Genomic DNA, 24,283 nt, shown 5'->3' on the forward strand with positions numbered 1-24,283 from the left:
ATAATAAGGAAGGTTAGCAAGGCTAACCCTCCCGATTAATGAAATGTGAAATTAAATAGATGCTAAAAACCTTATTCCTGATACACCTTGATGTAGTCAATCTCCATAGAAGACTGTGTAAACGCAGGGTCTATGCTTCCGCCGAAGTTACCGCCCATGGCAATGTTTACAATCAGGAAGAAATCGTGGTTAAATGGCACTGCATTAGTGTTTGCAAATGTTTTGAACTCGTTGCCATCTACATAAAACCTTATAAAGTTAGGGCTCCAGTACACTTCATAGATGTGGAACTCTTCTGATACGCCTTCTACCACTGTTGAAGATGTATTGGCATTACCACCAGAGTTACCAGGGTAGTGTAATGAACCGTGTATAGTATTTTGCTGGTTACCCACGTGTTCCATAATATCTATTTCGCCACATGCAGGCCATATACTGGTCTGGAAGTTAGATCCAAGCATCCAGATGGCAGGCCATGTACCACCGCCAGATGGCAGTTTTGCCCTTACTTCAACCCTGCCGTAGGTAAAGTCGAATTTGGTGTGCGTGTTAAGCCTTGCAGATGTATAAGAACCGTTACCTTCTTTTTTAGCTGTTATTACAAGGTTTCCTCCCTGTACTTTTACATTCTCAGGGCTATCGGTATATGACTGTAGTTCATTATTACCCCATCCGTTATTGTTGCCGTACTCATAATTCCAGTTGTTGCTGTCCGGTGCACCGTCAACATTAAACTCGTCGCTCCATATCAGGTTATCATAAACCGGCTCATCGTCAGAGTATGGAGGCTGGGTAGTAAAGGTGTGGTACCATGCCAGTGCAGGGTTATTACCCTGAACAGCCCTTACAACCATTTTGTTTTCAGTAATCTCCATTATCTCATAAGTGCTTGTGCCAATATAGTAGCCCATAAAGCCGCCATCTGCAAAAGTCATTTGAGTGCCTGTACTAACTCCTTCAGGAACGTTAGATTCCGCAGGGCCAAGAAGTACTACTTTTTCACCTGATGTATCATACGGTAAGCAGGTATCTTCTGTCTGGTTGCCACCGCCCACGCTTGTGTAACCGGCGTTGAAGAATGTTGCGCCTCCGTTATCCTGTGTAAACTTAATTGTTTCACCTTCAAGTGTAAATGTAAATTCGCCTTCATAAATACAGCTGCTTGATGGCGAACCTGCTTTTTCAAAAGGTGCTGCCGCATACCATATCGGCGCGGTGTTATTACCATCCGATGCGTTATTTGGACCTACGCCAAGGTGACCGGCTGTTGCTGCCGCCCAGTACCATGTTTTAGAACCTGATCCTGTTAAAAGGCCTGCAGTTACAGGGTCGTTAAAGCTGCTGAACACATTTTCTACCAAAAGGGTAGTGCTCGTTGCGTTACCGCCCCTGCCATAGGCCACTACAGTAACTTCATAAGAGTTGATGCCGTTTGTAGTAAACCGTTTGGTGTAAATACCGCCTGATACCGTTGCACTGGTATTATCAGGGAAAATAAATTTATAGCTGATGGCATTATCTGCTTTTGCGGTAAGGATTACATTACCTGATCCGTCTCCGTTTGGCATTTCGGGGGTTACACCTACAATTTCATAAGATGCTTCCAGGTTTGCCGGTGCGTCAAGGTCTCCGAACGATTTATCGTCGTCCTGGCAGCCTGTTGCCAGCACAAGCAGCATAAGGAGCTTAACCGTGTTGTTTAAAATCTTTTTCATAATCTTTTTAATTTGTAAGTTGTACATCGTCAAAATAATAGGCTGCACCTGTGCCCGGCTGTCCGAAATCGAAGAACAGCACCAGCATCTGGTAGCCATTTGCATTGTTTATGCCTGTAAAATCGAAAGTAAGCTCTTCCCACTGGTTAGTAACAGTGGTTGTGGCAGATACTTCGATATCCTGTGAGGTTACGTGCGGATCCATGTTTTCGAACTTCATTAGCACAGTAGCACCTGCAACAGGCGACCATACTTTCATTTTTACTTTTTGAAGTGTCGAAAAATCAATCGGGTTATCCATTGGTATGGCAATACCTGCCCAGGTTTCAGCACCTGCATTTTTAAAGTACTGGCCCACAAAACCGCTTGTGTTAATGCCGGAGGCGTCAGGGTTGGCTATACGCTCGCCGGAAGCACCCCCAAAGTTGTTCCATGTAAGTTCCTGTATGGCACTTTCAAATGTAAGCGGCAGCTGTACAGCATCGCTTGCGCTTGATTGTGATATATCATCAAAGTAGTAGGTATCGCCTGTACCCGGGTTACCTGCATTAAAGAAAAATACGAGTTTAGAGTATTCCTGGTTTTGGTTAGCACCTGCAAAGTTGAAAACAAGCTCTTCCCACTGGTTAGCTACTGTTGTAGATACAATTTGTTCTGCAAAAATACCACCATCGGTAAGGTTTTCAAGTTTCATGAGTACCGGTATACCTGTCGCAGGCGACCATACTTTAACCCTGAAATAAGCGCCGTCTGCAAAATCTACAGGGCTGTCAAGGGTAAGGAAACCGCCTGTCCATGCGCCACCGCCCGGAGTCATAGAAGCTACGGTTGCGCTCATGTTAATGCCGGAAGCATCCGGGTTATCTATAACAGCCGAAACTGCACCGTTAAAATCAGTAAATTCATAATTTAAAGATGCATTTTCGAATGTAATTGGCAGTAACAGCGGGTTGGTTATAGTTACATCCTGTGAATAAGAAGTAGTAGCAGCGCCACCGCTAAATGCCGTAACAGTAACAGTATAAGTACCTGTTGTGCTGTAGGTGTGGTTTACTACATCTCCCTGGTTGAATTGTACAGGTTCCTGTGCAGGATCCTCACCATACATTACCTCAAAATAGGTTTCGTAGTCTGCTGTTGCGCTAACATTTATCTGTAGCGGGCTTCCTACTACAGTTGCAATGCTAACCTCAAGGTTTTCAGGTGCTATGAATGATACCGTTAATGGCAATGTAACCTCAGATGTTTTGCCATTAAGCGCTACACCTACAACTTTTACGTTATACTCTCCTTCGGCATAGGTATGTGTAGTTTTTTGCCCTACACCTACAGCCGCGGGCTCAACAGTGCCATCGCCAAAGTAAATATCAAAGCCGGCTACGCCTTCGCCATGGGGCGCAATGGTAACAAGCCCTGAATTATCCTGTGTAATTGTAAACAGTGCCGAAATGTTTTGCGGTGCCGCCGCATCATCTATAAAAGATGCATCGCTGTCGTCATCGCTGCACCCTGCCAGTAACGTAACAAACAGTATGCTGAAAAGAAACTTTATATTTTTCATATCATTTTATTTTATTAATAGCCGGGGTTTTGCTCCCAGTTTCCGTTAGAAAATTCTATTTCTTCGATTGGTATAGGGAATACCTCATTTTTACCTGCCGTAAAGCCGTCTATTTCCTGAGCGGCTCTTTGTGTCCTTACAAGATCAAAAAAGCGGTGGCCTTCTCCAAATAATTCCCTTCTTCTTTCTTCCAGTATAAAGCTGTAAAGCGTTTCGCCCGAAGCTGTTATATCATGGTTGGTATCACCAAAAGCCCTGCGTCTTACCTCATTAAGATATTCTCTTGCTTTTACATCATTGCCTACACGGTTATATGCTTCGGCAGCCATAAGCAATACATCAGAGTAGCGTATAGCCCTGTAATTGTTAGGGTTTGTAAGGTTTAGGTCGCCTGCAGCATCTGCACTTCTTGTACGTGGAATGTACTTCCTGTTGAAGAAGCCTGTGTCGTTGTAGCCCGGACCATATGTAGCACCGGTTTCAGCATTCCACTCCTGCATGTCCAGTATAGTCACATCTTCACGAAGGTCGCCTTCTTCAAAAATGCCTGCTCCTTCAGGAGTTGGTACATTAAAACTGAAGCCTGATGTATAAAGAGGCCCTTCGTAGTTACGCGGGCCACTGAAGCCTACTGCTACGTTACCCTCACTACACTGAAGGCAGCCAAAGCCTGCACCTTCAACATCGGTGTATTGCACTTCAAAAACAGATTCAGGGCCGTTTTCTCCTGCCATTTCCCAAATAGAAGCATAATCATCCACAAGGGTAAAGTTGTAATCCATTATTACATTATCCAGGATAGCTGCTGCTTCTGCATATTTACCCTGATACAGGTACACTTTGCCTAAAAGCGCCTGTGCTGCTGCTTTATCGGCACGGCCTACCTGTATGGCTTCAGGTGCAAGGTCTTCTATCGCCATTAAAAGGTCTGACTCTATGCTTGCATACACTTCATCTACCGGAGAACGCGGTACTGTTTTTTCATCTCCAAGCTTAAACCTTGCATCGCCTTTAAGCGGAATGGCACCGAACCATTTCACAAGCTCAAAGTTATAATAGGCATGCAGGAAACGTGCTTCGGCAACAATCTGCTCACGTCCTTCAAATTCCGTCTTGTCCTTAAATTCCAGTATATAAGCCGACCTGTTTACGCCTGCAAACATCCACCTCCAGATATCACGTAGATTTGAGTTAACAGATGTGTGCGCCATTAGGTCTATTTGTTGCCAACCGATAACGTCGGTTGCGCTTTCACCGCCGGCAAATGTATTATCAGACGCTATTTCACCTAAAATGGCATTGGCATAAGTTGACTGCAAAAGGTCATAAGCACCTATTAGTGCATTATAATATTCCTGTTCGGAGTTAAAATAGTTTTCTGAGCCTATGGTATAAACCGGATCTCTTTCAATAAAATCATCACCGCATGATACTGTGGTCATCGAGATGATGCTGAACGCCATAATGGCTGTTATTATCTTTCTTTTCATTGTTTCTTTTTTAGAATTTAACGTTTACACCAAACATATAGGTTCTTGGTACAGGGTAAAAACCGTAGTCTATACCTGATGAAAGAGGGGCACCACTTGAAGCTCCCGGGTCAAAGCCCCTGTATTTTGTAAAAGTGTACAGGTTATTAACGCCTGCATATACCCTTAACTTATCAATACCTGCTTTTTTAGTAAAGTCAGGGCTTATAGTATAGCCAAGCTGCACATTCTGTATACGGCAGTATGAGGCATCCTCTACATAATAATCTGAAAATACATTATTTGATGTCGCACCTGTAGTTACACGTGGTACAGAGTTACTGGTACCCGGTCCGGTCCACCTGTCAAGTACATAGTTCATCCTGTTAATGTCAGTCAGGTTCCTCTCATAGTTACGCACCATGTCATTACCAAGCGATGCAAAAACAAAGGCTGTAAAATCTATCCCTTTATATTCTAACTGAAGGTTAAGCCCCATTGTAGCATCCGGTATAGGGTCACCAATATTAGTACGGTCATCTGCATTGATAACACCGTCTCCGTTAACATCTACAAACCTGATATCTCCGGGTTGTGCATTTGCACCAAGCGCAGCCTGCGAAGGGTGTGCGTTAACTTCTTCCTGATTCTGGAAGATACCATCTGTTTGATAACCATAGAAATATCCAAGAGGTTCACCAACCTGCATGCGTACAGGAGCCGGCTGGCCCACACCAAAAGCACCACCTTGTAAAAATTCGGTACCGTTTATTTCGGTTACTTCATTCTTTATAAACGTTACGTTATGAAAGGCCCTGAAATTAAAGTCTTCGCCTATTTGGTCTTTATAAGTAAAGCCAAGTTCAAGGCCGCTGTTCCTAACATTACCGGCATTAACAGTTGGGTAGCCACTACCCGGTGCACCCGTACCTACAATGTCAGATACAGGAAGTGATTGTACGAGTAACGAGTTTCGAGTATCTACAAAATAATCGGCAACTATTTCTAACTTGTCGCTAAACAGCCTTAAATCGGCACCTACGTCAAATTTTCTTGCTTCTTCCCACTGTACGAAAGGGTTTGCAAGCACACCGGCGGCAGTACCATTAACAAGTTGTCCGTCAATAACATATGTTGCCTCACCGTTAAGAAGGCTTACATAGCCGTTATCGCCAATTCTGTCGTTACCAACCAAACCATAACTTGCCCTTAGCTTGGCAAAGTTAAGTATTGCTGATTCGCCATAGAAAGGCTCATCGGAAATGATCCATCCACCTGTAACGGAAGGGAAGTAAGCCACCCTGTTTTCCGGGCCGAATTTAGTTGAGGTATCCCTCCTTAGCATTGCTGACACCAGGTAGCGTCCTTTATAGTCATATTGCAGCCTTCCGAAGTGTGATAGCCTTCTTTCGTCATATTTATATGAGCTTGCTGTCTTTGCATCTGTAAAGCCTGTTGTAAGGCCTATATCTGCAAATTCCCAGGAGTTGTTTGGTACATCAAAACCGGTTGCAAATAAACCTTCGCCAAATTGCTTATACACAGTAGTACCGAGTGTTACAGTAAAGTTGTGCGCTTCTGCAAGCATTTTTTTATAGGTAAGGTAAGCATCAAAAGTGTAGCTGTTGTCATTTATTGAGTTTTGGTCTACACGGCTTCTTACGTTGTCAAATACTTTACCGCCATAGCTTACCTGCGGGCTAAATGTCCTTCCGCGGCCTTCATTCGTATCAAAACCCATACGGCCTGTAACAGTAAGGTCGGTGATAATATCATAATTAAGCTCAAAAACACCTTTAAAGTTTTTCGAGTCATAATCGTTAAATGTGTTTGCTATCTGTGCAAGCGGGTTGATGATCTCGTTACCAAGGTTACTTCCCGGTACATCAGCACTACCTGTTGGCAATACTGTAAAATCTCCGTTTGCATCATAAGGGCTGTATATAGCCGGAGTATTTATGGCATTAAACAGCACAGAACCCAATGTGTTCTCGTTAAACGACTGCCTGTTTATGTCAATATATATTACGTTAGTGTTCAGTTTAAGGTTGTCAAGCAGGTCGGCTGTCATACCAATACGGAAAGTATTCCTGTCGTAGTGCGATTTGCTGCCTCCCACAATACCATCCTGGTCAAGGTGAGAACCACTTATACTGTAGGTAACTTTATCACCACCACCAGACATCGTTATGTCATGCTGAACGATTGGAACACCTTTATCAAAAACCTGGTCCTGCCAGTCGGTTCCTCTGCCAAGACCTGAAACGTTAGGGAAGGGTAGCGGCTGCCCGTTGTTGGCATAAGCCTCATTTAATAACAGTGCATATTCGGTAGCATTAAGCAAAGGCAGTTTTCGTGTTGTTTCCTGCATACCAATGTAACCATTGTAGCTTATACTTAGTTTGGTATTTTTTCTTCCCTGTTTTGTCTTTACCAAAACAACACCGTTTGCACCGGCAGCACCATATATAGCTGTCTGGGCATCTTTAAGTACCGTTATACTTTCTATATCAGTAAAGTTAATATCACTAAGGCTTGAAATGTTTCCATCAATTAAAACAAGCGGAGCAGCATCGCCGTTGGTGCCGATACCGCGAATACGGATATCTAGGCCTGCACCCGGAGCGCCCGATTGTGTAGTTACATTTACACCACTAACAGTACCCTGTAATGCCTGCTCTATTTTAACAGGGCGAAGGTCTTCTATAACTTCATTATCTACTACGCCCACGGCACCGGTTACTTCTCTTCTTTTCTGGGAGCCGTAACCAATAAGTACAACTTCATCAAGTGTTTTTGCATTTTCAGTAAGCGAAATGGTAAGGTTTTCGCTGTTGTTTACTACCCGCTCCTGTGTATTAAAGCCAATAAAGCTAAATACAAGGGTAGAACCCGATGGTACCGAAATGCTGAAGTTACCATCTATATCAGTAACGGTACTGATGGTAGCATCTTTTACGGTTATGTTAACCCCGGGCATAGGCAATCCGGTTGCCGCTTCATTTACCGTTCCGGTAATCTCTGCATTTTGGGCAAACCCAAATGCCGAGAGCAACAGAAAGGCAATTAAGAATAGTTTTGACTTCATATAGATAAATTGTTTTTTGTGATATTTTAAAATTAGGCTTATATAATTTTAATGATTGAAAAACAACCTTTACAAAAAATATACATCCTGTAATTTTTTAATATATTTTTATGAAGAAGGCTTGTACATGAGGATTGACAAGGATAATAGCTGTTAAATTCAGCATACTAAATCCTTACGAAAACCTTGTAAAACTATACTTTGTATAGGTAATGTATAGGTGTAAATGTTAAATGTTGTAGTTGCTTAGAGCGACAAAATATACTCTACAAGGCTTAATTCGTGAGGGAGATCCATTTTCTTGCGCAAACGATATCGCTTGATTTCCACACTTCTTACAGAAATGTTAAGCAACGGAGCAATTTCTTTTGAAGATAAATTCAGCCTTAAATAGGCGCACAACCTTAAATCATTCGGGGTAAGTGAAGGGTGAAGGTTCTTAACCTTTTTCAGGAAGTCCTTATCTGCATTATTGAATGCTTCTTTAAACATATCCCAGGTATCATCTTCATTAATATTTTTATTAATGGTCGAGATAACCGATTTTATGTTCCTGTCGCCATCATTTGTTTTCTTAAGGTCATCCTTTATCATCGAAAGAAGCTCGTTCTTTTTGATGAGGTTCATAGTAGATACAGCAAGCTCACGGTTTTTGTTCTCAAACTCCTGCTGTAGCTGTTCATTTTTAATTTTCATCAACTCCTGCTCATTCTCAAGTTCTTTAATTTCGAGCTGGCGCCTGTTTTCTTCAATAAGTTTTTCTTTTTGGCGATGGTAGTAATTCTTATACGCCCGGTTGATAAAATAAGCGGCTATTACAGCGAGAATCAGGTATATAATTAAGGCAACGTTTGTAGCATACCACGGTTTGTTAATAGTAAATTGATATTGCGCTGTGTTCGGCGATAACGAATTACCTGTTTTGGCCCTTACTTTAAAGGTGTAATTGCCGGGCGGCAGGTTTTTAAAATTAATAAAAGGCCTCGTGCTCCATTCACTCCACTGGTTTTGCATGCCTTCCAGCATATACTGAAATTCTGCATTTATGTACTTGTTATACTCAGGGACTGAATAGTATATGGTAAAGTTATTCTCTTTATAACCAAAGCTGCCATTGTTTGTAATTGGTACATGCCGCGCATTTTCGTTTAGTGCATTGCTGGCAATATTGGTAATAGCTACATTATAAGAATTGAATTTGAGGTCGTTAAGATTAATAGTATAATAACCATCTGTAGTACCAATAAGATAGGTATTGTGTGATATTTGTGTGATGTTCTCATACCCGACCATAGAGTTGGTAAGAGTAGAGGGTATGGGTATTACATTGTGCTTAAGCTCGCTGTTAAGCTTACCGGCTGTAAAATAGTTGATATAGTTTTTTGTAAAGAACCAAAGCCTGTTAGAATTATCAGCAGTCAGCTTGCCCGATGTATATTCATCTTTCAGGAATATCTTAGAAAGACTTTTATCTTTTACAAATTCCCTTTTCCTGGTATCAAGCCTGAAGATGCCGTCTTTTGATGCATAGTAAATATTGCCGTTATATTTACAAAGGCTTGCATTTTTGCCTTTGGTGGGAGATGTGTAGGTATAAAACTGCTTTGCTTTTGTATAATTTTCATCTGTGGTGACACGGAACACTCCCTTATATTCATGGCTGATATAAATATTATTGCCGGTGCCAACTTCAAAATACCTGCTGGAATAATCAAAGCCCTTTATCCAGTTACGGAATTTCCAGTTGCCGTTGCTCAGTTCAAGTACAGATATACCGTGGTAATTACCCTGCAGCAACAGGTTTGGGTCAGATGGGTGCTTTTCAAACTTCCAGGTACCTGAAGCCGTAAACACGTGCCTCGCCGTATTTTTTGAAATTACATAAGTACCCGAATCGTGTCCGCAAAACAAGGAGCCATTATGCGTGAACAGCGACCATACCTGCCCTTTGGTTCCGCTTATAAACCTGAAGTCTTCTTCAGAGGCATAGGGTTTATAGAAAAGCCCTTGGTTGGTGCCTATATAAAGTAATCCGTCATAATAGGCAGAAGCGTATACAGTTCCTAAAAAGCCGGTATCATCTACAAAGCTTCTTACCGGTGATTGCAGGTTAATGCAGTTTATGCCGTTATCAAGGCCTACCCATAGGTTTTTGTCATGATCTTCATATAATGATAAGGCAGTATTATTACTAAGCCCTTTGTTTTGCGTGATGTGGTATTTTATGCTGCCGTTGCGCCCCAATATAAAGATACCGTTTGATACTGAACCTAATGCAAAGGTACCATCACTAAGCATTTGGCTGCTGTATATGCTGCTGTTTTTAAGCGCAAAGTCCGCTTCGGTTTGCCAGGGGGTGACAATGCCATTACAATACTCAAAAAAACCGTTATACTGTGTTTGCAGCAGCAGGCATTCATTGCGCGAAAAAATGTTTACTATTTTATTCCCTTTAATGTCAGGATGGTCAGAAACCAGCCTGCTTTTGCCGTTTTCTATTTCATACAGCCCGGTGCCGAATGTTTGGTACAGTATGGTGTTGGCAACGGTAAATACCTTGTTGATACCCGCCTCTGATTTTATTATCCTGAAGCTTTCATCTTTAGTATTGTAGATAAATATCTGGTTTAATGACTGAAAGATTACCCAATGGTCATATTGTGCTATATTCCAGAATTGTTCATCATCCAGTATGTTTTTTTTGATTTTCTTTCCTAAAGAAAAGTACCTGAGTGTACCATCAGGCTGCCTTTCCCAGTATCCAAACTCCATATAACACCCTGTATAAATGCGGTTACCTATTGCCTTTACCGAACGCATAATGGTTTCGTTAGGTGTATGGTATAACGTCCACGTATTGCCATTATATTCCAGCAGCCCATCGTTATTGGCAAAGTACATATACTGCTGGCTGTCCTGGGTTATCATCCAGTTCTGGTTAGCAGCATTATATATTCCGGTATTATATTTAATTATAGGCGGCAGGTCCTGCGCAAATGTTTGGGTTAATGAACCGAATAGAGCAAGTATGTAAAAAAGTCTTTTAAACAAAGCGATACAATTTATTAGCAATATAGTTACGAATATACCCGAAAAATCGGAATTTTAAGACAGTACTGCTTGTTTTTGCAAAACAGTACCTTAACAATAAAGAAAAACCGCCCTTTACTACACAGGGCGGTTTTAACATTAGCATGAAAAACAATTACTCTTTATTTTTTCACAAAACGTGATGTAGCAGTTTTACCGTTTACTGTGGTGCTGATAACATACATACCGCTGTTTAGTGCAGTAACATCTACTATATTACCGGATGTTTCCATTACCTTTTGCCCCATCATATTAAATATTGATACTTTCTCTACAGTGCCATCTACAGCAATGTTAAGTGTACCTGATGTTGGGTTAGGATAAATTACAGCTTTGTTTTTAACTACTTCATTAACACTTAGTGCTTCGGCAGAAACAATTGCATTGCCTAAAGCTTCCATTTGATCAGGGTTTGCATTAAGACCTGTTACAGCATAACCATACTGTACAAATGCCGCCGTTGGAAAATCTGCAATATCCACATTAATATTAAAAGACTCTCCTGTAACAAGCGCAGTAGGAGTAAAATTAAGAAGTTGATAATCAGCCGTCATTACTTTTACAAAAGCAACACCGTCATATCCGTCTGCAAGTGTGTTGCTAACACAATATCCGCTAAATACTACATTTTGGCCTAAAAGGGTGTTATCCTCCACATAAGTGTTACCTTCAAAAATTTTATTACCTATTTCGCCGTTTGCCCAGTAAGGATCTGTACCGTCTCCGTAAGTATTAAAGTTAGGGTATAATATAAAAGTATTATTTTCAGTATCAATTTCCGTTTTAAGCTCTTCAAGGCTCCATATGTTTCCGCTTTCGTATGTAGTACCGTCAAGTTGGTACCAGTTAGCATAAGCATTAATGGTCTGGGTGGTGTTCGGAGCTAATGTTACGTTTACGGTTTCCGGCTCAGTAATTTGTGGTTCACCTTCTGTAACAACAACAAATCCGTTTGCCTCCATATCCGCAGGATTGGCATTAACACCTGTTACCATAAAACCGTACTGAAAATGTACTGCTGCAGGATAATCTGAAGTATTAAGTTCAAGGGTGAAGTTTCCAGGCTCAGAAAGTGTAACAATATCTTCAGCAATAGTTTGCCAGTTACCATCTAATACTTTTACAAAAGCTTTTGCCTCATAACCGCTGACAAGAGTGTTGCTAACTACAGTCCCGCTAAAAGTAACATCTTCACCTACAAGAGCATCATTAATAATCATTGTAAGCCCTTCGGTAATTTTATTACCGCTTCCGTCAGGATTCGTCCAGTACGGGTCGGCAGTATTATAAGTGTTGTAGTTAGGAAATAAACTGATGGTATTTTCAGCAACGTTAATTTCAGTTTTTACATCAGCAAGGCCCCATTCATTATAAAATGCATAAGTACCATCAAGGTTATATACATTCATACCACCAACCCAGGCGTCTTCCGCATCAACAGTTATATTGGTTTGGGCTGTTGCAGTATAACCCATTAACGACAATCCTAAAATTGCCGCTGCTGTTGCAAATTTGTTTACAGGTAATTTTAATTTCATAAGTGACAGTTTTAAGTTTTTATAAAATTAACAAACAACGAAATCGTTGTAATTATATAAACCTATATAGAAACTCTACATACCGTAATTATTCACCTAAATGATTGATGAATGCTTATGTTTTAAGCCTTCTTATTAAGATATATATAATTGTTGTTTCATCAATTTAAACCTTTTACACTTCAATGTTGTAGTAATGTATAGGTAAATAAGCTAATATGCGGCAATTGTTGAGGGAATGATTTTTATTAATTACGACTTAACATGAAATCTTTTTAATCAATTTGTTAAATAAAATTCAATTAACTAATCCTTAAAATATTGCGTTTCAAAATGTAAATAGCTTTGCTGAAGTGTAAAAAACATACCGATATGAAAAGCTTTTTCTGCCTGTTTATAATTTCTTTTCTTTTTTCCTGTTCAGATACAGGTGCTGTTGCGGATGCCTCATCAATAGCGACAGACAATATAATACCGGGAGTATACAGTATTGAATCTGTTATATCAGGCGTATCAGTGGATATAAATGGTGATGGTGCAAAAAATACTGATTTGTTATCTGAATCTGGCTGCTATAGTTCAGGCAGGATTGTATTGAGTGATAATGGTTCTTTTTTGTATGTATGCAGTAAAGCAGATGCAGATAAAGGGAAATATAATTGTACTGAATTTACGTATGAAGGTAGGTGGGAAGCAAAGCAGCAAAATGGAGATGAAGCTCTTATAATAGCTTTTTACACCGACGAAGATGGCGAGGAACAAAACTTAATGTTCTGCAGGGATAATAAAGGTCTTCATTTAAGGTATGTATTAGCTGACCTGCCCGATACTGCACAAGGAGGCAGAATACATTTAACCAATGGTTCTATAAGCTATACTTTTAAAAAGCAGCAAACAGATATTTTATAGATTCAAAGAAATAATAGTAAACAAAAAGCCCGGTTTATTATAAACCGGGCTTTTTGTAAATCATTTTTTGATTTATATATCTTCAAAGCTTACATCTGTAAAGCTTTCTGTACCTATCGTTTCTTCAGCTTTATCGCCAAATAACTTGCGAAAATCTTTTTGGTGCCTTTCCGAAATTACCTCTTCGCCTTTATGTTCTAAAACGTAAGATGTCATTTCGTCAAGTATTTCCCTGAAGGCTGCAAAATCTTCTTTATAAAGGTAGATTTTGTGCTTTTTGAAGTGGAAAGAGCCGTCTTCTTCAGTAAATTTTTTGCTCTCTGTAATTGTAATGTAGTAATCTTCAGCCTTGGTTGCTCTTACATCAAAGAAGTATGTCCTTCTGCCTGCCCTTAAAACTTTAGAAAAGATTTCTTCCTTTTCAAGCATATCATTTTCTCTCATAATCCTTCGTTTCTTTTATATGGTTTATGTAGCAACCAAAAATCTAAAAAAAATCTAAATAATCCAACAATTTAGTCTATTTCTTTTTCAGAAAGTTGCTTAAGGTAAAGCTCTTTATAATAACCGGTTTCATTTACCAGTTGATTATGAGTGCCTTGCTGAAGTATCTTTCCGTCCTCTAAAATAATGATCTTATCAGCATTTTTAGCTGATGACACCCTGTGGCTCACAATTATCGTGGTTTTGTCTTTGCAAATATCCAGCAGGTTATTTAATATAGCTTCCTCTGTTTCTGTATCTACAGCCGAAAGACAGTCGTCAAGCAATAGTATAGGAGCATCCTTTATAAGTGCCCTCGCTATAGATACCCTTTGTTTTTGCCCGCCCGAAAGGGTTATGCCCCTTTCGCCGAGTATGGTTTCATACTCTTTGGTAAAGCTCACAATATTATGATGTACAACAGCCTGCTTTGCAACAGCCACCACTTCATCATCGGTAGCCATTTCATTGCCGAATTTAATATTGTTTTTTATAGAGTCAGAAAACAAAAATGCATCCTGTGGCACAAACCCGATGCTGTTTCGCAGATCGTTAAGATTTACTTTTTCTATATTTTCCCCATCAATGGTTATGCTGCCCTGCTGCACATCATACAGCCTGCTGATAAGTGACAGAACTGTAGATTTTCCTGAGCCTGTTTTGCCTAAGATAGCAAGCGTTTCGCCTTTTTTTACATTAAAAGATATATTTTTAAGGGCTGTAATGTCGGTATCTTCATAAGTAAAGGTGACATTGTTAAAGGCAATTTCGCCCATTACGGGGCTGTGTGTTTCGGTATTATTTTTAATGTCAGGTTCAGTTTTCAGGAACTCATTAATCCTTTTCTGAGAAGCCTCGGCTTCCTGCACCATGCTCGATATCCACCCTAAAGACGCTACAGGCCAGGTAAGCATGTTAATGTAAAGAATAAACTGGGCAATTACACCAATATCAGGAATGCTGCCGTTAATGTACATCATTCCGCCTACATAAATAACCACAAGGTTACTGATACCAATTAGCAATATCATTAGCGGGCCAAACTGGGCATTTACTTTTGCAAGGCTCATGTTCTTGTCTTTACTGTCACGTGATAGTGCAGTAAAATCAGCTTGCTTTTGCCCTTCCAGCGCATAGGCTTTTATTACCCGTATGCCCGAAAACATCTCCTGAGTAAAAGTAGATAGCTTAGAAAGGTTTTGCTGGTATAGTGTGCTGCGCTTGTTTATCTCGGTACTGATTTTAAAAATACTATATGATAATACAGGCAGGGGCAGGAGCGTATAAAGCGTAAGCTTAGGCGATATAATGTACATATGTGTAACTACCACCGCAAAACGGATTATGGTGTTCAAAGCATACATAACCGCCGGCCCAACATACATCCTCACTTTGCTCACATCTTCGCTAATGCGGTTCATAAGGTCGCCCGTACGGTTGCGCTTGTAAAAACTCTGGGAAAGTTTTTCGTAATGGTAAAAAATTTCATTTTTCAGGTCGAACTCCACGTGGCGCGACATTACTATTAGTGTCTGCCGCATCAGGAAAGTAAGCACTCCCGCAATAAGCGTGGTTGCTACAATAAGGAGGATGTTTCTTAATAGCTCACTCTTTATAGCGTCTGCACTGATAGCATCCTGCTGGTGGTATTCTTCTATCGCTTTTATCGAATCTCCAATCAGCTCCGGAGTAAATAAGGAGAATATCTGTGCAATTATAGTAATGAATATCCCTAGAAAAAATTGATATTTATATTTTACAAAATATTTGTTTAAATACTGAAGTTCTTTCATTGTTGTTTTTTAATATCGGTTTAAAATATTAAATTATTGTTAAATTATAATTAACTGTCTCGTCTTTATAACTTCTTTAAAGCACGTGTCAAATTATAGAATATACAAAAAAACGCATTTATATTGCTGTAACTTAAATATATGTGTATTTTTGTATCCTGTTTTTGAATAAATTTCAATTTAAACTTATTATCATGATAGCAGAAGTTATTAAAGCTAACGACCTTACGAAAGCTGATCCTGTATTTGGCCAGGCTTCTTTTAATGACCACGAGCAAATCGTTTTTTGTCATGACAAAGATACTGGATTAAAAGCAATAATCGGTATCCATAACACGGTTTTAGGGCCGGCACTTGGAGGTACCAGGATGTGGAAGTATGCGAATGAATGGGAGGCGCTGAATGATGTTTTAAGGCTTTCAAGAGGGATGACATATAAGTCTGCTATTTCAGGGTTAAACCTTGGTGGCGGTAAAGCTGTGATAATCGGTGACGCCAAGGCTGACAAGACACCTGAGATGATGACCAGGTTCGGGCAGTTCATCCACTCGCTAAGCGGAAAATATATAACTGCAGAAGATGTAGGTACAACTACACCTGACATGGATATTATAAGGGAAGTTACTCCTTATGTAACAGGTATATCTGAAGCTAAAGGTGGCTCAGGCAACCCGTCGCCTGTAACGGCTTACGGTGTTTATATGGGTATGAAGGCTGCTGCAATGCACCAGTTTGGTACTGATAAGCTTGATGGCAAAAAAGTATTGGTACAGGGTACAGGCCACGTTGGCGAAACCTTGATAAACTACCTAACTCAGGAAGGCGCTGTAGTTTATGTTACAGATATTAACGAAGCAAAAATGCAGGATGTAGCCGGTAAATATGGTGCGCATGTTTATACAGGCGAAGATATTTACAGTGCCGATGTTGACATTTACGCTCCGTGTGCGCTTGGTGCAACTGTAAATGATGAAACAATACAAAGGCTGAAAGCTAAAGTAATAGCCGGTGCTGCAAATAACCAGCTTGCCAACGAAGAAGTACACGGCAAACTGCTTCAGGAAAAGGGTATACTTTATGCGCCTGATTTCCTTATCAATGCCGGTGGTATTATAAATGTGTATGCAGAGATTGTTGGCTATGATAAAGCTGAAGCAATAAAAAGGACTGAGAATATTTACAACACTACGCTTGAAATATTCCACTTTGCAGAGGCTAACGGCTTAACTACCCAACAGGCTGCAATGTCTGTTGCCCAAAAGAGGGTAGATGACAGGAAAAAAGAAATGGCTAAATAACAGCTATAAAAATATTTATTTATAATTTTGCGAAGCGAAAGAAAATCTCTTTCGCTTCTTTAATTTTTAAACAGTTCTTTCAGTCGGATGTTAAACAGGAGACATATTCGGGTTAAGGTGATGCAGTCTATTTATGCCATGCATCAAAATGATTCAGACAATCTGGAAAAAGAGGAAAAATTCTTGTTTCAAAGCATAGAAAACATCCGCGACCTGTATCTTATATTGCTTTCAGCGCTCGTAGAGCTAAGGAACAGCGAAGAAGATTACATCGAAAAATCTTCTAAAAAGCACCTTGCCACACCACAGGAGCGTAATCCTAACCGCAAGTTTATCAACAATAAGGTTTTGTTATTGCTGGATGAAAACAATTCACTAAGTATAGCATTGGCTGACAGGAAAATTAATAACTGGAAGCTGAATGACGATTATATACTAATACTGCTGGATGCTATCAAGAACAGTGAAGTGTATAATAAATACATGCACAACAGGGAAAATGACTTTGAGGAAGACAAGGATTTTATTGCTGAGCTTTACACTGAGGTTATTGCACCTGATGAAAAGCTGTATGAGTATCTTGAAGATTATAAGCTTACATGGGTAGATGATATTCCGCTGGTAAATACTTTGATAGCCAAACAGCTTAAAATGATAAAGCCCGATGGTAACTTTTTTGTGCCAAGGCTGTATAAGGATGAAGACGACAAAGATTTTGTAAAAGCGCTTTTCCGTAAAACAGTTTTAAACGAAGTTGAGCTGGCAAAGGAGTTTATAGATAAAACCCCGAACTGGGATACAGAGCGTATTGCGGAGGTTGATGCCATAATACTGAAAATGGCAATATGCGAATTCCTTAAATTCCCATCTATACCTGTAAAGGTAACTATTAATGAATATCTTGAGATAGCTAAAGAATATTCTACGCCAAAAAGTAGTATTTTTATCAACGGAATTCTCGATAACCTTGTAAAGGATTATCAGAACAATAATAAATTAGTAAAGACCGGACGCGGTTTAATGTAAAATTTAAAAAACTGAAACTATGTTAAAAAAGACAACAGCTATGTTTGCCATAGCATCTTTAGTACTGGTATCGTGTAAAGATAATGCCGCTTTGCGCATTGACGACAAAACAGCAAAAGAAGCCGAGCTTGCACATGCAGAGGCAGGCAAGGTGGCCGTAATGAAGTTTGATGAAACCGAGCATGACTTTGGCGATATTAACGAAGGTGAAACTGTAGAGCACACCTTTACCTTTACCAATGCAGGAAGCTCTGACCTTGTTATTAGCAATGCAAAAGCAAGCTGTGGCTGTACTGTGCCAAGCTATACTAAAACTGCTGTAGCCCCGGGCGAAACAGGCGAGGTTAAAGTATCTTTTAATTCTGCCGGTAAAACAGGAAACCAGAACAAATCTGTTACTATAACAGCAAATACCGAGAAAGGTACAGAAGTAGTAAACTTTACTGCTAACGTTAAGCCTAAAAGCGGAGGTATAGGCGCCGCTTCTCCTAAAACCAAATAATTTAAATGGAACAGATACAATCTTTTTTACCTTTAATTTTAATGTTTGTGGTTATTTATTTCCTTATGATAAGGCCACAGCAAAAAAGGCAGAAACAGGAAAAGGAATTTGAAAAGAACCTTAAAGTAGGGGATAAGATAATCACAAAAAGCGGCATACACGGTAAAATACTGGAAATTGCCGACGATACTGTAGTTATAGAAACAATGGCCGGAAGGCTAAAAATGGAACGTTCGGCTATTTCGCTTGAGCTAAGCCAAAAGCTTAACGCCCCGGCTAAAAAAGAAGCATAAGTTCTTGTACTTATAAAAAACACCAGCTGCTAAGCTGGTGTTTTATTTTATAAAAGTTGCTAATTACAAATAGCTTTTCAGTTTTTCCTTTACTACCTCCATACCTTCACTACCCGTCATGGGCAATACCTCAAGTGGGTTGCGCAGGTTAGGTATATGGGCAGGCTTTGGGTCTATATAAAAAACAGGTGTTTCCGGTTTCGCATAATCTATAAGCCCTGCTGCGGGATATACCTGTAATGATGTGCCTATAACAATCACTATATCAGCCATCGCTACAATATCCATGGCAGGCATAATAGCGGGTACGGCTTCACCAAACCAAACAATATGCGGCCTTAGCTGCTTTCCCGTTTCAGGGTGCATCATGCCCTGCATGATATCTTCCTTCCAGTCAATAACAGCAGATTCATTAGTAGTGCACCTGGCTTTTAACAGCTCACCATGCAGGTGCAGCACGTTTGTACTTCCGCCACGCTCGTGCAGGTCGTCAACATTTTGTGTTATTACTGTAACATCAAAATCACTTTCAAGTCCGGCAATAATTTTATGGGCTTTGTTGGGCTCCACTTCAAAAAGCTGCCTGCGCCTTTTATTATAAAAGTCGAGTACCAGTGCAGGATTCTTCCTGAAACCTTCGGGAGAAGCCACTTCCATAATATCGTGTCCTTCCCACAGTCCGCCGGCATCACGAAAAGTAGCAACACCACTTTCAGCACTTACTCCCGCGCCACTAAGTACTACAAGTTTTTTATTCATTTGCCATTATACTTTACCCAGTGTATAAAGCTGCTCAAGCGTAGGGGCAACACTACCGCCTGCAGGCTCGAGTGTAATCCCGAACGCTTCGGCGCCTTCAAAGTTCTCCACGCGGTATATTCCTTTGGCAGCATTGGCATCTTTAGTATCAAGCACGCCAATACTGGTAGGAGTCATAGGGTTAAGCTTTAGTGCCCATACCTGATATACCTTTCCTTCAGGAGGTTCAGGAAGCCCGGCTATATCTACATAAATTTCGTCATAGGTATCGTTAACATATACTTTTGCATAGGCATCGGGTGCTATCTGCTGGCCCTCCAGCAATACATCTTTGCTTTCTTTGGCACGCAGCATATTAAGCGCTCTTTCGGTTTGCGAGTTATCGCGCTGCAAACCTGCTACCATTTGTTCAAACTTAGCACGCTCTGCATTTGCCTGCTGTGCTTCTTCGCTCACTTTGCTATATTGGTAATATTGTACACCAATACCAAACATAAGTACTGCCGCGGCTGCCCAGCCAAGATAAGGCGCAACGCTGCGCCTGCTTTGCATAGTAACCACGCCATTTTCCCTTTCAATTAGTTTTTCGCGTATCCTGTTGTAGTTTTCTGCAGACAGGTTTGGCGATATGCTGTAAGACAGGTTTACCACAGCTTTTTCTATGGCAATAATTTCCGACTGCACCTCCGGGTACTGCTTCGCCATTTGCTGTATCTCTTCGTTTTCGGCCTCCGTAAGCAACCCGAAAACAAAAAGTTCAAGAGTTCCGGATGCTATTAATTCTTCACTGTTCATTGTACCTGTAAAATGTTTCTTAATTCGTTAATGCAGTTCCTGTTCTGCGTTTTCACCGTGCCCAGCGGTATTTCAAGCTCTTCGCTCGCTTCCTGCTGGGTGTAGCCTTTAAAAAAGAGAAGGTCTATAAGCTTAATGCATTTCGGTTTTAGCTTATTGATAAACTCTTTGATGCCAATGGCGTCTATCTTGTTAGTTACGGAGGTATTGTGGTCCAATATATGTACGAAGTTATCAGCAGATAGGTTTTTTTTGCTGTTATTGTGGCTTTTAGACCGCAGCCTGTCTATAGATGCATTTCGCGCTATGTTTAGTATCCATGTAAAAAAGCGCCCCTTGCCGTCATTATAGCTGTCAAGGTTTTTCCATATTTTTACAAATACTTCCTGCAGTACATCCTCGCTTTCTTCTTTATCTTTTATAAGATTAAAAATAATGCCGTAAAGGCTTTTAGAGTACATATCATACAGCAGGGTAAAGGCATTGCTGTCTTTTTTATAAATTTGCACCAGTAATTCTTCCTGTGTCATTAGGTTGGTTTTAAGAACCCCTAATTTAGAAAAGTTTTTTAACATTAACACCTAAAATGAAAAATACCTCTGATTTAGAATACCTGGCCTATCTTGAAACGTTTATTACCGAAAACCGCAGGGATAAGTTTATTGAGATACTGCAAAGCCGCACAAGGCATTTTACTATAGCAATAGAGGATGTTTTTCAGCTTCATAATACAAGCGCTGTTATGCGCACATGCGAGGTTTTTGGTATTCAGCAAATGCACGTTATAGAAGAAAAATACGGCAAAAAAATTGACAAGGAAATTGCACTTGGCGCGCAAAAGTGGGTAGATGTTAACAGGCATGCCAGCGCGCAAACCTGTATTGACTCATTAAAACAGCAGGGTTATAAAATTATAGCTACATCTCCGCATAATGATTCCTGCCTGATGGATGATTTTGACATCAGCCAGCGTTCTGCAATATTTTTCGGGACAGAAAAAATGGGGTTGAGCGATACCGTTATGCAACAGGCCGACGGCTTTTTAAAAATACCTATGGTGGGTTTTACAGAGAGTATTAATATATCATCTTCTGCAGCCATAGTAATACAGAACCTTACAAGTAGATTGCGAAAATCAGGTATTGACTGGAAACTGACTGAAGATGAAATTTTGGAAAAGCGTATCGACTGGACCCGTAAATCTATAAAGGATATAGATTATATTACCCATAAATATCTTGAAACAGTTTAGTTGCGGTTAAGGGCTTTATACTCTTCATAACACCCGCTTATAGCATCCATGATCTGCAAATCATTTGCAGTGGTTATAAATGCTTCGGAGTAGTTGCATCGCTCCAGTATCTCGACAATTTCATCTTTGCTGACACCAAGAAGTGCGGCAAGGGTTTCCCTGTCAAATTTAGAGGCGAGCACATTGCGCACGGTGTCGTCTTTTTTCATTTCTCTCAGCCTGCGCATCTCTGTAGGCTTTTTGCCAAATGTGTTATGCAACAGGTCTGCGGGATTAAATACTGAGCTTAAAATACGTTTAAAGGCTCCGGGAGAGTACTCTCCGCCCTCATAACCCAGTTGTAAACCGGAAATGTTATAACGGTAATCAGGTTCTTTGATAGGGGCGAGCTTGGCATCTATTTGCAGGTAGCCGGTAAGGTCATACTTGTTGATGACTACCTCTTCAAGTGTATAGGCACGTTCTGTAAACGGTATTTTTGTAGAAGTGGCACTGTTAATCCAGTCGTTAGTTACCCTTACTTTAAGTGACTGATAGCCTGCAAGCGAAAGGTGAAGCGTGTCATTAACCGTTGCTTCTATGGTAAAATTACCTCTGTCGTCGGTAATAGTACCTTTAACTTTATTAATATTGATTACATTAACATGGGCAACGGGCAGTAGTGTGCCATCGTTAACAATTGTTCCCGTAACCGACTGCGTTTTCTGTGCGGAAACAGCACCGGAAACGAGCATAAGCAAAAAAACTACAAAATACCTCATTGAATGTTTATGTAATGTAAAAGTAATAAACAAACGCGATATTTTGTAGTTAGTATGCAATTATGAGGAAATATTTTATTTTATCCTCTTCTTGGCCTTCTGTCGCCAGAGCCTTTTCGCCCTTCACGACCTTCGCCTCTTCTTGAACTGCGTTCAAAAGAACCCTCTTTACGGCCTCCGCCTTTATTGCCTCCGCCAAAAGATTCGCTTCTCCTGCCACCCCTGTTGTTGTGGTCGCGGCGGCGGTTGTTAGAGCCACCGTCGTTTTTAGATATCTCTACATTTATCCTGCGGCCCTCAAGGTGCATGCTGTTAAGTGTATCTAATACTGCATTGGCATGTTCTGCATCGGTATTAAAGAAAGAAAAACCTTCTTTTACATCCACTTTAAACACATCATCACGGCCCAGGCCAAGTGTGTCGCGTAAAAAGTCTTTAAGGGTCATCCAGTCAAAATCATCGCGGGAACCTATATTGATAAAGTAGCGAACTGCACCGCCATCGCTGCTAAAGCCAGATGCATCTTTCCTGTCTTTACCGGCAGTTTGTGCGGTAAGGTCGCGGTTTTTCTTGTAGTAGTTAATGAACCTGTTAAACTCTACTGATACCATTTTCTTGATAAGTTCTTCTTTAGAAAGATCTTTGAGTACTTCATATATGGCAGGCAGGTAAGAATCTATACCGTGGTCAACTTCTACATCCTTTATTTTATTGGCAAGGTGGAAAAGCTGAATTTCGCAAATCTCTATACCTGAAGGTATTGTTTTCTCTTCAAACTTTTGCTTAATTACCTTTTCTATAGCAGATATCTTGCGTATCTCGCTTTTGGTTATAATAACTATAGATGTACCCAGCTTACCGGCACGGCCTGTACGCCCGCTGCGGTGGTTGTAGGTTTCTATATCATCCGGCAACTGATAGTTAATAACGTGGGTAACGTTGTCAACATCTATACCTCTTGCAGCTACATCGGTAGCAACAAGCATTTGTATCTGCCTGTTACGGAATGATTTCATTACAGAGTCGCGCTGCGCCTGAGATAAATCTCCGTGAAGTGCAGCTGCGTTATATCCGTCTTCTATCAACTTATCGGCAACTACCTGTGTATCACGTTTTGTACGGCAAAATATGACCGAGAAAATATCAGGGTTGGCATCGGCAAGGCGCTTAAGCGCTTCATAACGGTCACGCGCATTTACCATATAAAACTCATGCGATACTGTAGATGAGCCCGAGTTTTTATGGCCAACCGTAATTTCAAGCGGCTTGCGCATAAACTCTTTAGCTATGCGGGCTACTTCCTGCGGCATGGTTGCCGAGAAAAGCCATGTGCATTTTTCATCGGGCGTTGTAGAAAGTATAGATACTATATCTTCATAAAAGCCCATGTTAAGCATTTCATCTGCTTCGTCAAGCACGCAAAAATCAATTTTTGATATATCTACAAGGCCACGGTTAATCATGTCCTGCATCCTGCCCGGTGTGGCAACAATTATCTGTGCACCGCGTTTAACCTCACGCGCCTGCTCTGTAATGCTCGCACCACCATATACCGCTACAGTATGCAGGCTCTTTATATACTTGCTGTAAAGCTTTATTTCGTTGGTAATCTGCAGGCAAAGTTCGCGTGTTGGCGAAAGTATTAATGCCTGTGTGTTCCTGTTATCAGCATCTATTTTCTGTATAAGCGGAAAGCCAAACGCTGCGGTTTTACCCGTTCCTGTTTGTGCCAGCGCTACAATATCGGTATCTTTTTCCAATAATAGGGGAATCGCCTTTTCCTGTACTTCACTCGGGGTCTCGAAACCCAGATCTCCTATCGCCCTCAGTAGCGACTCATTTAATCCTAATTCTTCGAATTTTTTCATATAAAATTTAAAATAGCTGCAAAGGTACTGTTTATTAGCGAGATATGCTAATGACTGTAAGAGACTTTTGACTTTTTGTTGCT

Annotated in this window: 19 protein-coding genes; 6 read left to right on the forward strand and 13 right to left on the reverse strand. The window is 40.5% G+C overall.

Annotated elements, in window-relative coordinates; genetic code table 11:
• Positions 1-71: 71 nt before the first annotated feature.
• The 6 genes from KJK34_RS03725 to KJK34_RS03750 all read right to left on the reverse strand — a co-directional run bounded on the left by KJK34_RS03725 (position 72) and on the right by KJK34_RS03750 (position 12,461).
• Positions 72-1,715: a glycoside hydrolase family 16 protein gene (locus KJK34_RS03725; RefSeq protein ID WP_223052511.1), complete on the reverse strand. Its 1,644-nt coding sequence runs from the start codon at positions 1,713-1,715 to the stop codon at positions 72-74.
• 7 nt (positions 1,716-1,722) lie between these two features.
• A complete protein-coding gene (locus KJK34_RS03730; RefSeq protein WP_223052512.1) occupies positions 1,723-3,276 on the reverse strand; it encodes a PKD domain-containing protein in 1,554 nt (517 codons plus the stop codon).
• Between the two features lie 14 nt (positions 3,277-3,290).
• Positions 3,291-4,766, reverse strand: coding sequence for a RagB/SusD family nutrient uptake outer membrane protein (locus KJK34_RS03735; RefSeq protein ID WP_223052513.1), 1,476 nt, complete (start codon positions 4,764-4,766; stop codon positions 3,291-3,293).
• A gap of 10 nt (positions 4,767-4,776) precedes the next feature.
• Complete coding sequence (locus tag KJK34_RS03740) at positions 4,777-7,833, reverse strand: SusC/RagA family TonB-linked outer membrane protein (RefSeq protein ID WP_223052514.1); 3,057 nt, start codon at positions 7,831-7,833, stop codon at positions 4,777-4,779.
• Positions 7,834-8,079: 246 nt separating this feature from the next.
• The gene (locus tag KJK34_RS03745) at positions 8,080-10,884 is read right to left on the reverse strand and encodes a helix-turn-helix and ligand-binding sensor domain-containing protein (protein WP_317196860.1); all 2,805 of its coding nucleotides are present in this window, start codon (positions 10,882-10,884) and stop codon (positions 8,080-8,082) included.
• Between the two features lie 161 nt (positions 10,885-11,045).
• A complete protein-coding gene (locus KJK34_RS03750) occupies positions 11,046-12,461 on the reverse strand; it encodes a T9SS type A sorting domain-containing protein (protein WP_223052515.1) in 1,416 nt (471 codons plus the stop codon).
• 372 nt (positions 12,462-12,833) lie between these two features.
• Here KJK34_RS03750 and KJK34_RS03755 point away from each other — a divergent pair, with 372 nt between their 5' ends.
• Positions 12,834-13,370, forward strand: a complete 537-nt coding sequence (locus KJK34_RS03755; RefSeq protein WP_223052516.1) for a hypothetical protein — start codon at positions 12,834-12,836, stop codon at positions 13,368-13,370.
• Positions 13,371-13,442: 72 nt separating this feature from the next.
• Here the strand turns inward: KJK34_RS03755 and KJK34_RS03760 are convergent, their stop codons facing one another.
• Positions 13,443-13,814 (reverse strand): PUR family DNA/RNA-binding protein, encoded by a 372-nt coding sequence (locus tag KJK34_RS03760; RefSeq protein WP_223052517.1) that lies wholly within the window; start codon positions 13,812-13,814, stop codon positions 13,443-13,445.
• A 71-nt stretch (positions 13,815-13,885) separates the two neighbouring features.
• Positions 13,886-15,646, reverse strand: a complete 1,761-nt coding sequence (locus KJK34_RS03765) for an ABC transporter ATP-binding protein (RefSeq protein WP_223052518.1) — start codon at positions 15,644-15,646, stop codon at positions 13,886-13,888.
• Between the two features lie 194 nt (positions 15,647-15,840).
• Here KJK34_RS03765 and KJK34_RS03770 point away from each other — a divergent pair, with 194 nt between their 5' ends.
• From KJK34_RS03770 to yajC, 4 genes are all read left to right on the forward strand, one after another.
• Positions 15,841-16,944, forward strand: coding sequence for a Glu/Leu/Phe/Val dehydrogenase dimerization domain-containing protein (locus tag KJK34_RS03770; RefSeq protein ID WP_223052519.1), 1,104 nt, complete (start codon positions 15,841-15,843; stop codon positions 16,942-16,944).
• A 120-nt stretch (positions 16,945-17,064) separates the two neighbouring features.
• Complete coding sequence (gene nusB, locus KJK34_RS03775; protein WP_223052788.1) at positions 17,065-17,970, forward strand: transcription antitermination factor NusB; 906 nt, start codon at positions 17,065-17,067, stop codon at positions 17,968-17,970.
• A gap of 19 nt (positions 17,971-17,989) precedes the next feature.
• Positions 17,990-18,472 carry a DUF1573 domain-containing protein gene (locus KJK34_RS03780; protein ID WP_223052520.1) on the forward strand — a complete coding sequence of 161 codons (483 nt, stop codon included), beginning with the start codon at positions 17,990-17,992 and terminating at the stop codon, positions 18,470-18,472.
• Between the two features lie 5 nt (positions 18,473-18,477).
• Positions 18,478-18,765 (forward strand): preprotein translocase subunit YajC, encoded by a 288-nt coding sequence (gene yajC, locus KJK34_RS03785; RefSeq protein WP_223052521.1) that lies wholly within the window; start codon positions 18,478-18,480, stop codon positions 18,763-18,765.
• A 63-nt stretch (positions 18,766-18,828) separates the two neighbouring features.
• On the opposite strand, the gene KJK34_RS03790 is transcribed toward yajC, so the two are convergent.
• Genes KJK34_RS03790 through KJK34_RS03800 form a run of 3 tightly spaced genes read right to left on the reverse strand, consistent with a single transcriptional unit; the run spans position 18,829 to position 20,849 of the window.
• Positions 18,829-19,524 (reverse strand): SIR2 family NAD-dependent protein deacylase, encoded by a 696-nt coding sequence (locus tag KJK34_RS03790; protein ID WP_223052522.1) that lies wholly within the window; start codon positions 19,522-19,524, stop codon positions 18,829-18,831.
• A gap of 6 nt (positions 19,525-19,530) precedes the next feature.
• Positions 19,531-20,319 (reverse strand): anti-sigma factor, encoded by a 789-nt coding sequence (locus tag KJK34_RS03795; protein ID WP_223052523.1) that lies wholly within the window; start codon positions 20,317-20,319, stop codon positions 19,531-19,533.
• Positions 20,316-20,849 (reverse strand): RNA polymerase sigma factor, encoded by a 534-nt coding sequence (locus tag KJK34_RS03800; protein WP_223052524.1) that lies wholly within the window; start codon positions 20,847-20,849, stop codon positions 20,316-20,318. The genes KJK34_RS03795 and KJK34_RS03800 overlap by 4 nt, the downstream gene beginning before the upstream one ends.
• Before the next feature lie 56 nt (positions 20,850-20,905).
• On the opposite strand from KJK34_RS03800, the gene KJK34_RS03805 reads away from it, so the two are divergent.
• Positions 20,906-21,571: a TrmH family RNA methyltransferase gene (locus tag KJK34_RS03805; RefSeq protein ID WP_223052525.1), complete on the forward strand. Its 666-nt coding sequence runs from the start codon at positions 20,906-20,908 to the stop codon at positions 21,569-21,571.
• On the opposite strand, the gene KJK34_RS03810 is transcribed toward KJK34_RS03805, so the two are convergent.
• Together KJK34_RS03810 and KJK34_RS03815 are read right to left on the reverse strand one after the other, a co-directional pair.
• Positions 21,568-22,332 carry a carboxypeptidase-like regulatory domain-containing protein gene (locus KJK34_RS03810; protein ID WP_223052526.1) on the reverse strand — a complete coding sequence of 255 codons (765 nt, stop codon included), beginning with the start codon at positions 22,330-22,332 and terminating at the stop codon, positions 21,568-21,570. The genes KJK34_RS03805 and KJK34_RS03810 overlap by 4 nt on opposite strands.
• Positions 22,333-22,412: 80 nt before the next feature.
• Positions 22,413-24,200, reverse strand: a complete 1,788-nt coding sequence (locus KJK34_RS03815) for a DEAD/DEAH box helicase (protein ID WP_223052527.1) — start codon at positions 24,198-24,200, stop codon at positions 22,413-22,415.
• Between the last annotated feature and the right edge of the window lie 83 nt (positions 24,201-24,283).

The organism is Flavobacterium coralii, from assembly GCF_019891545.1.
Classification (GTDB): Bacteria; Bacteroidota; Bacteroidia; order Flavobacteriales; family Flavobacteriaceae; genus Flavobacterium; species Flavobacterium coralii.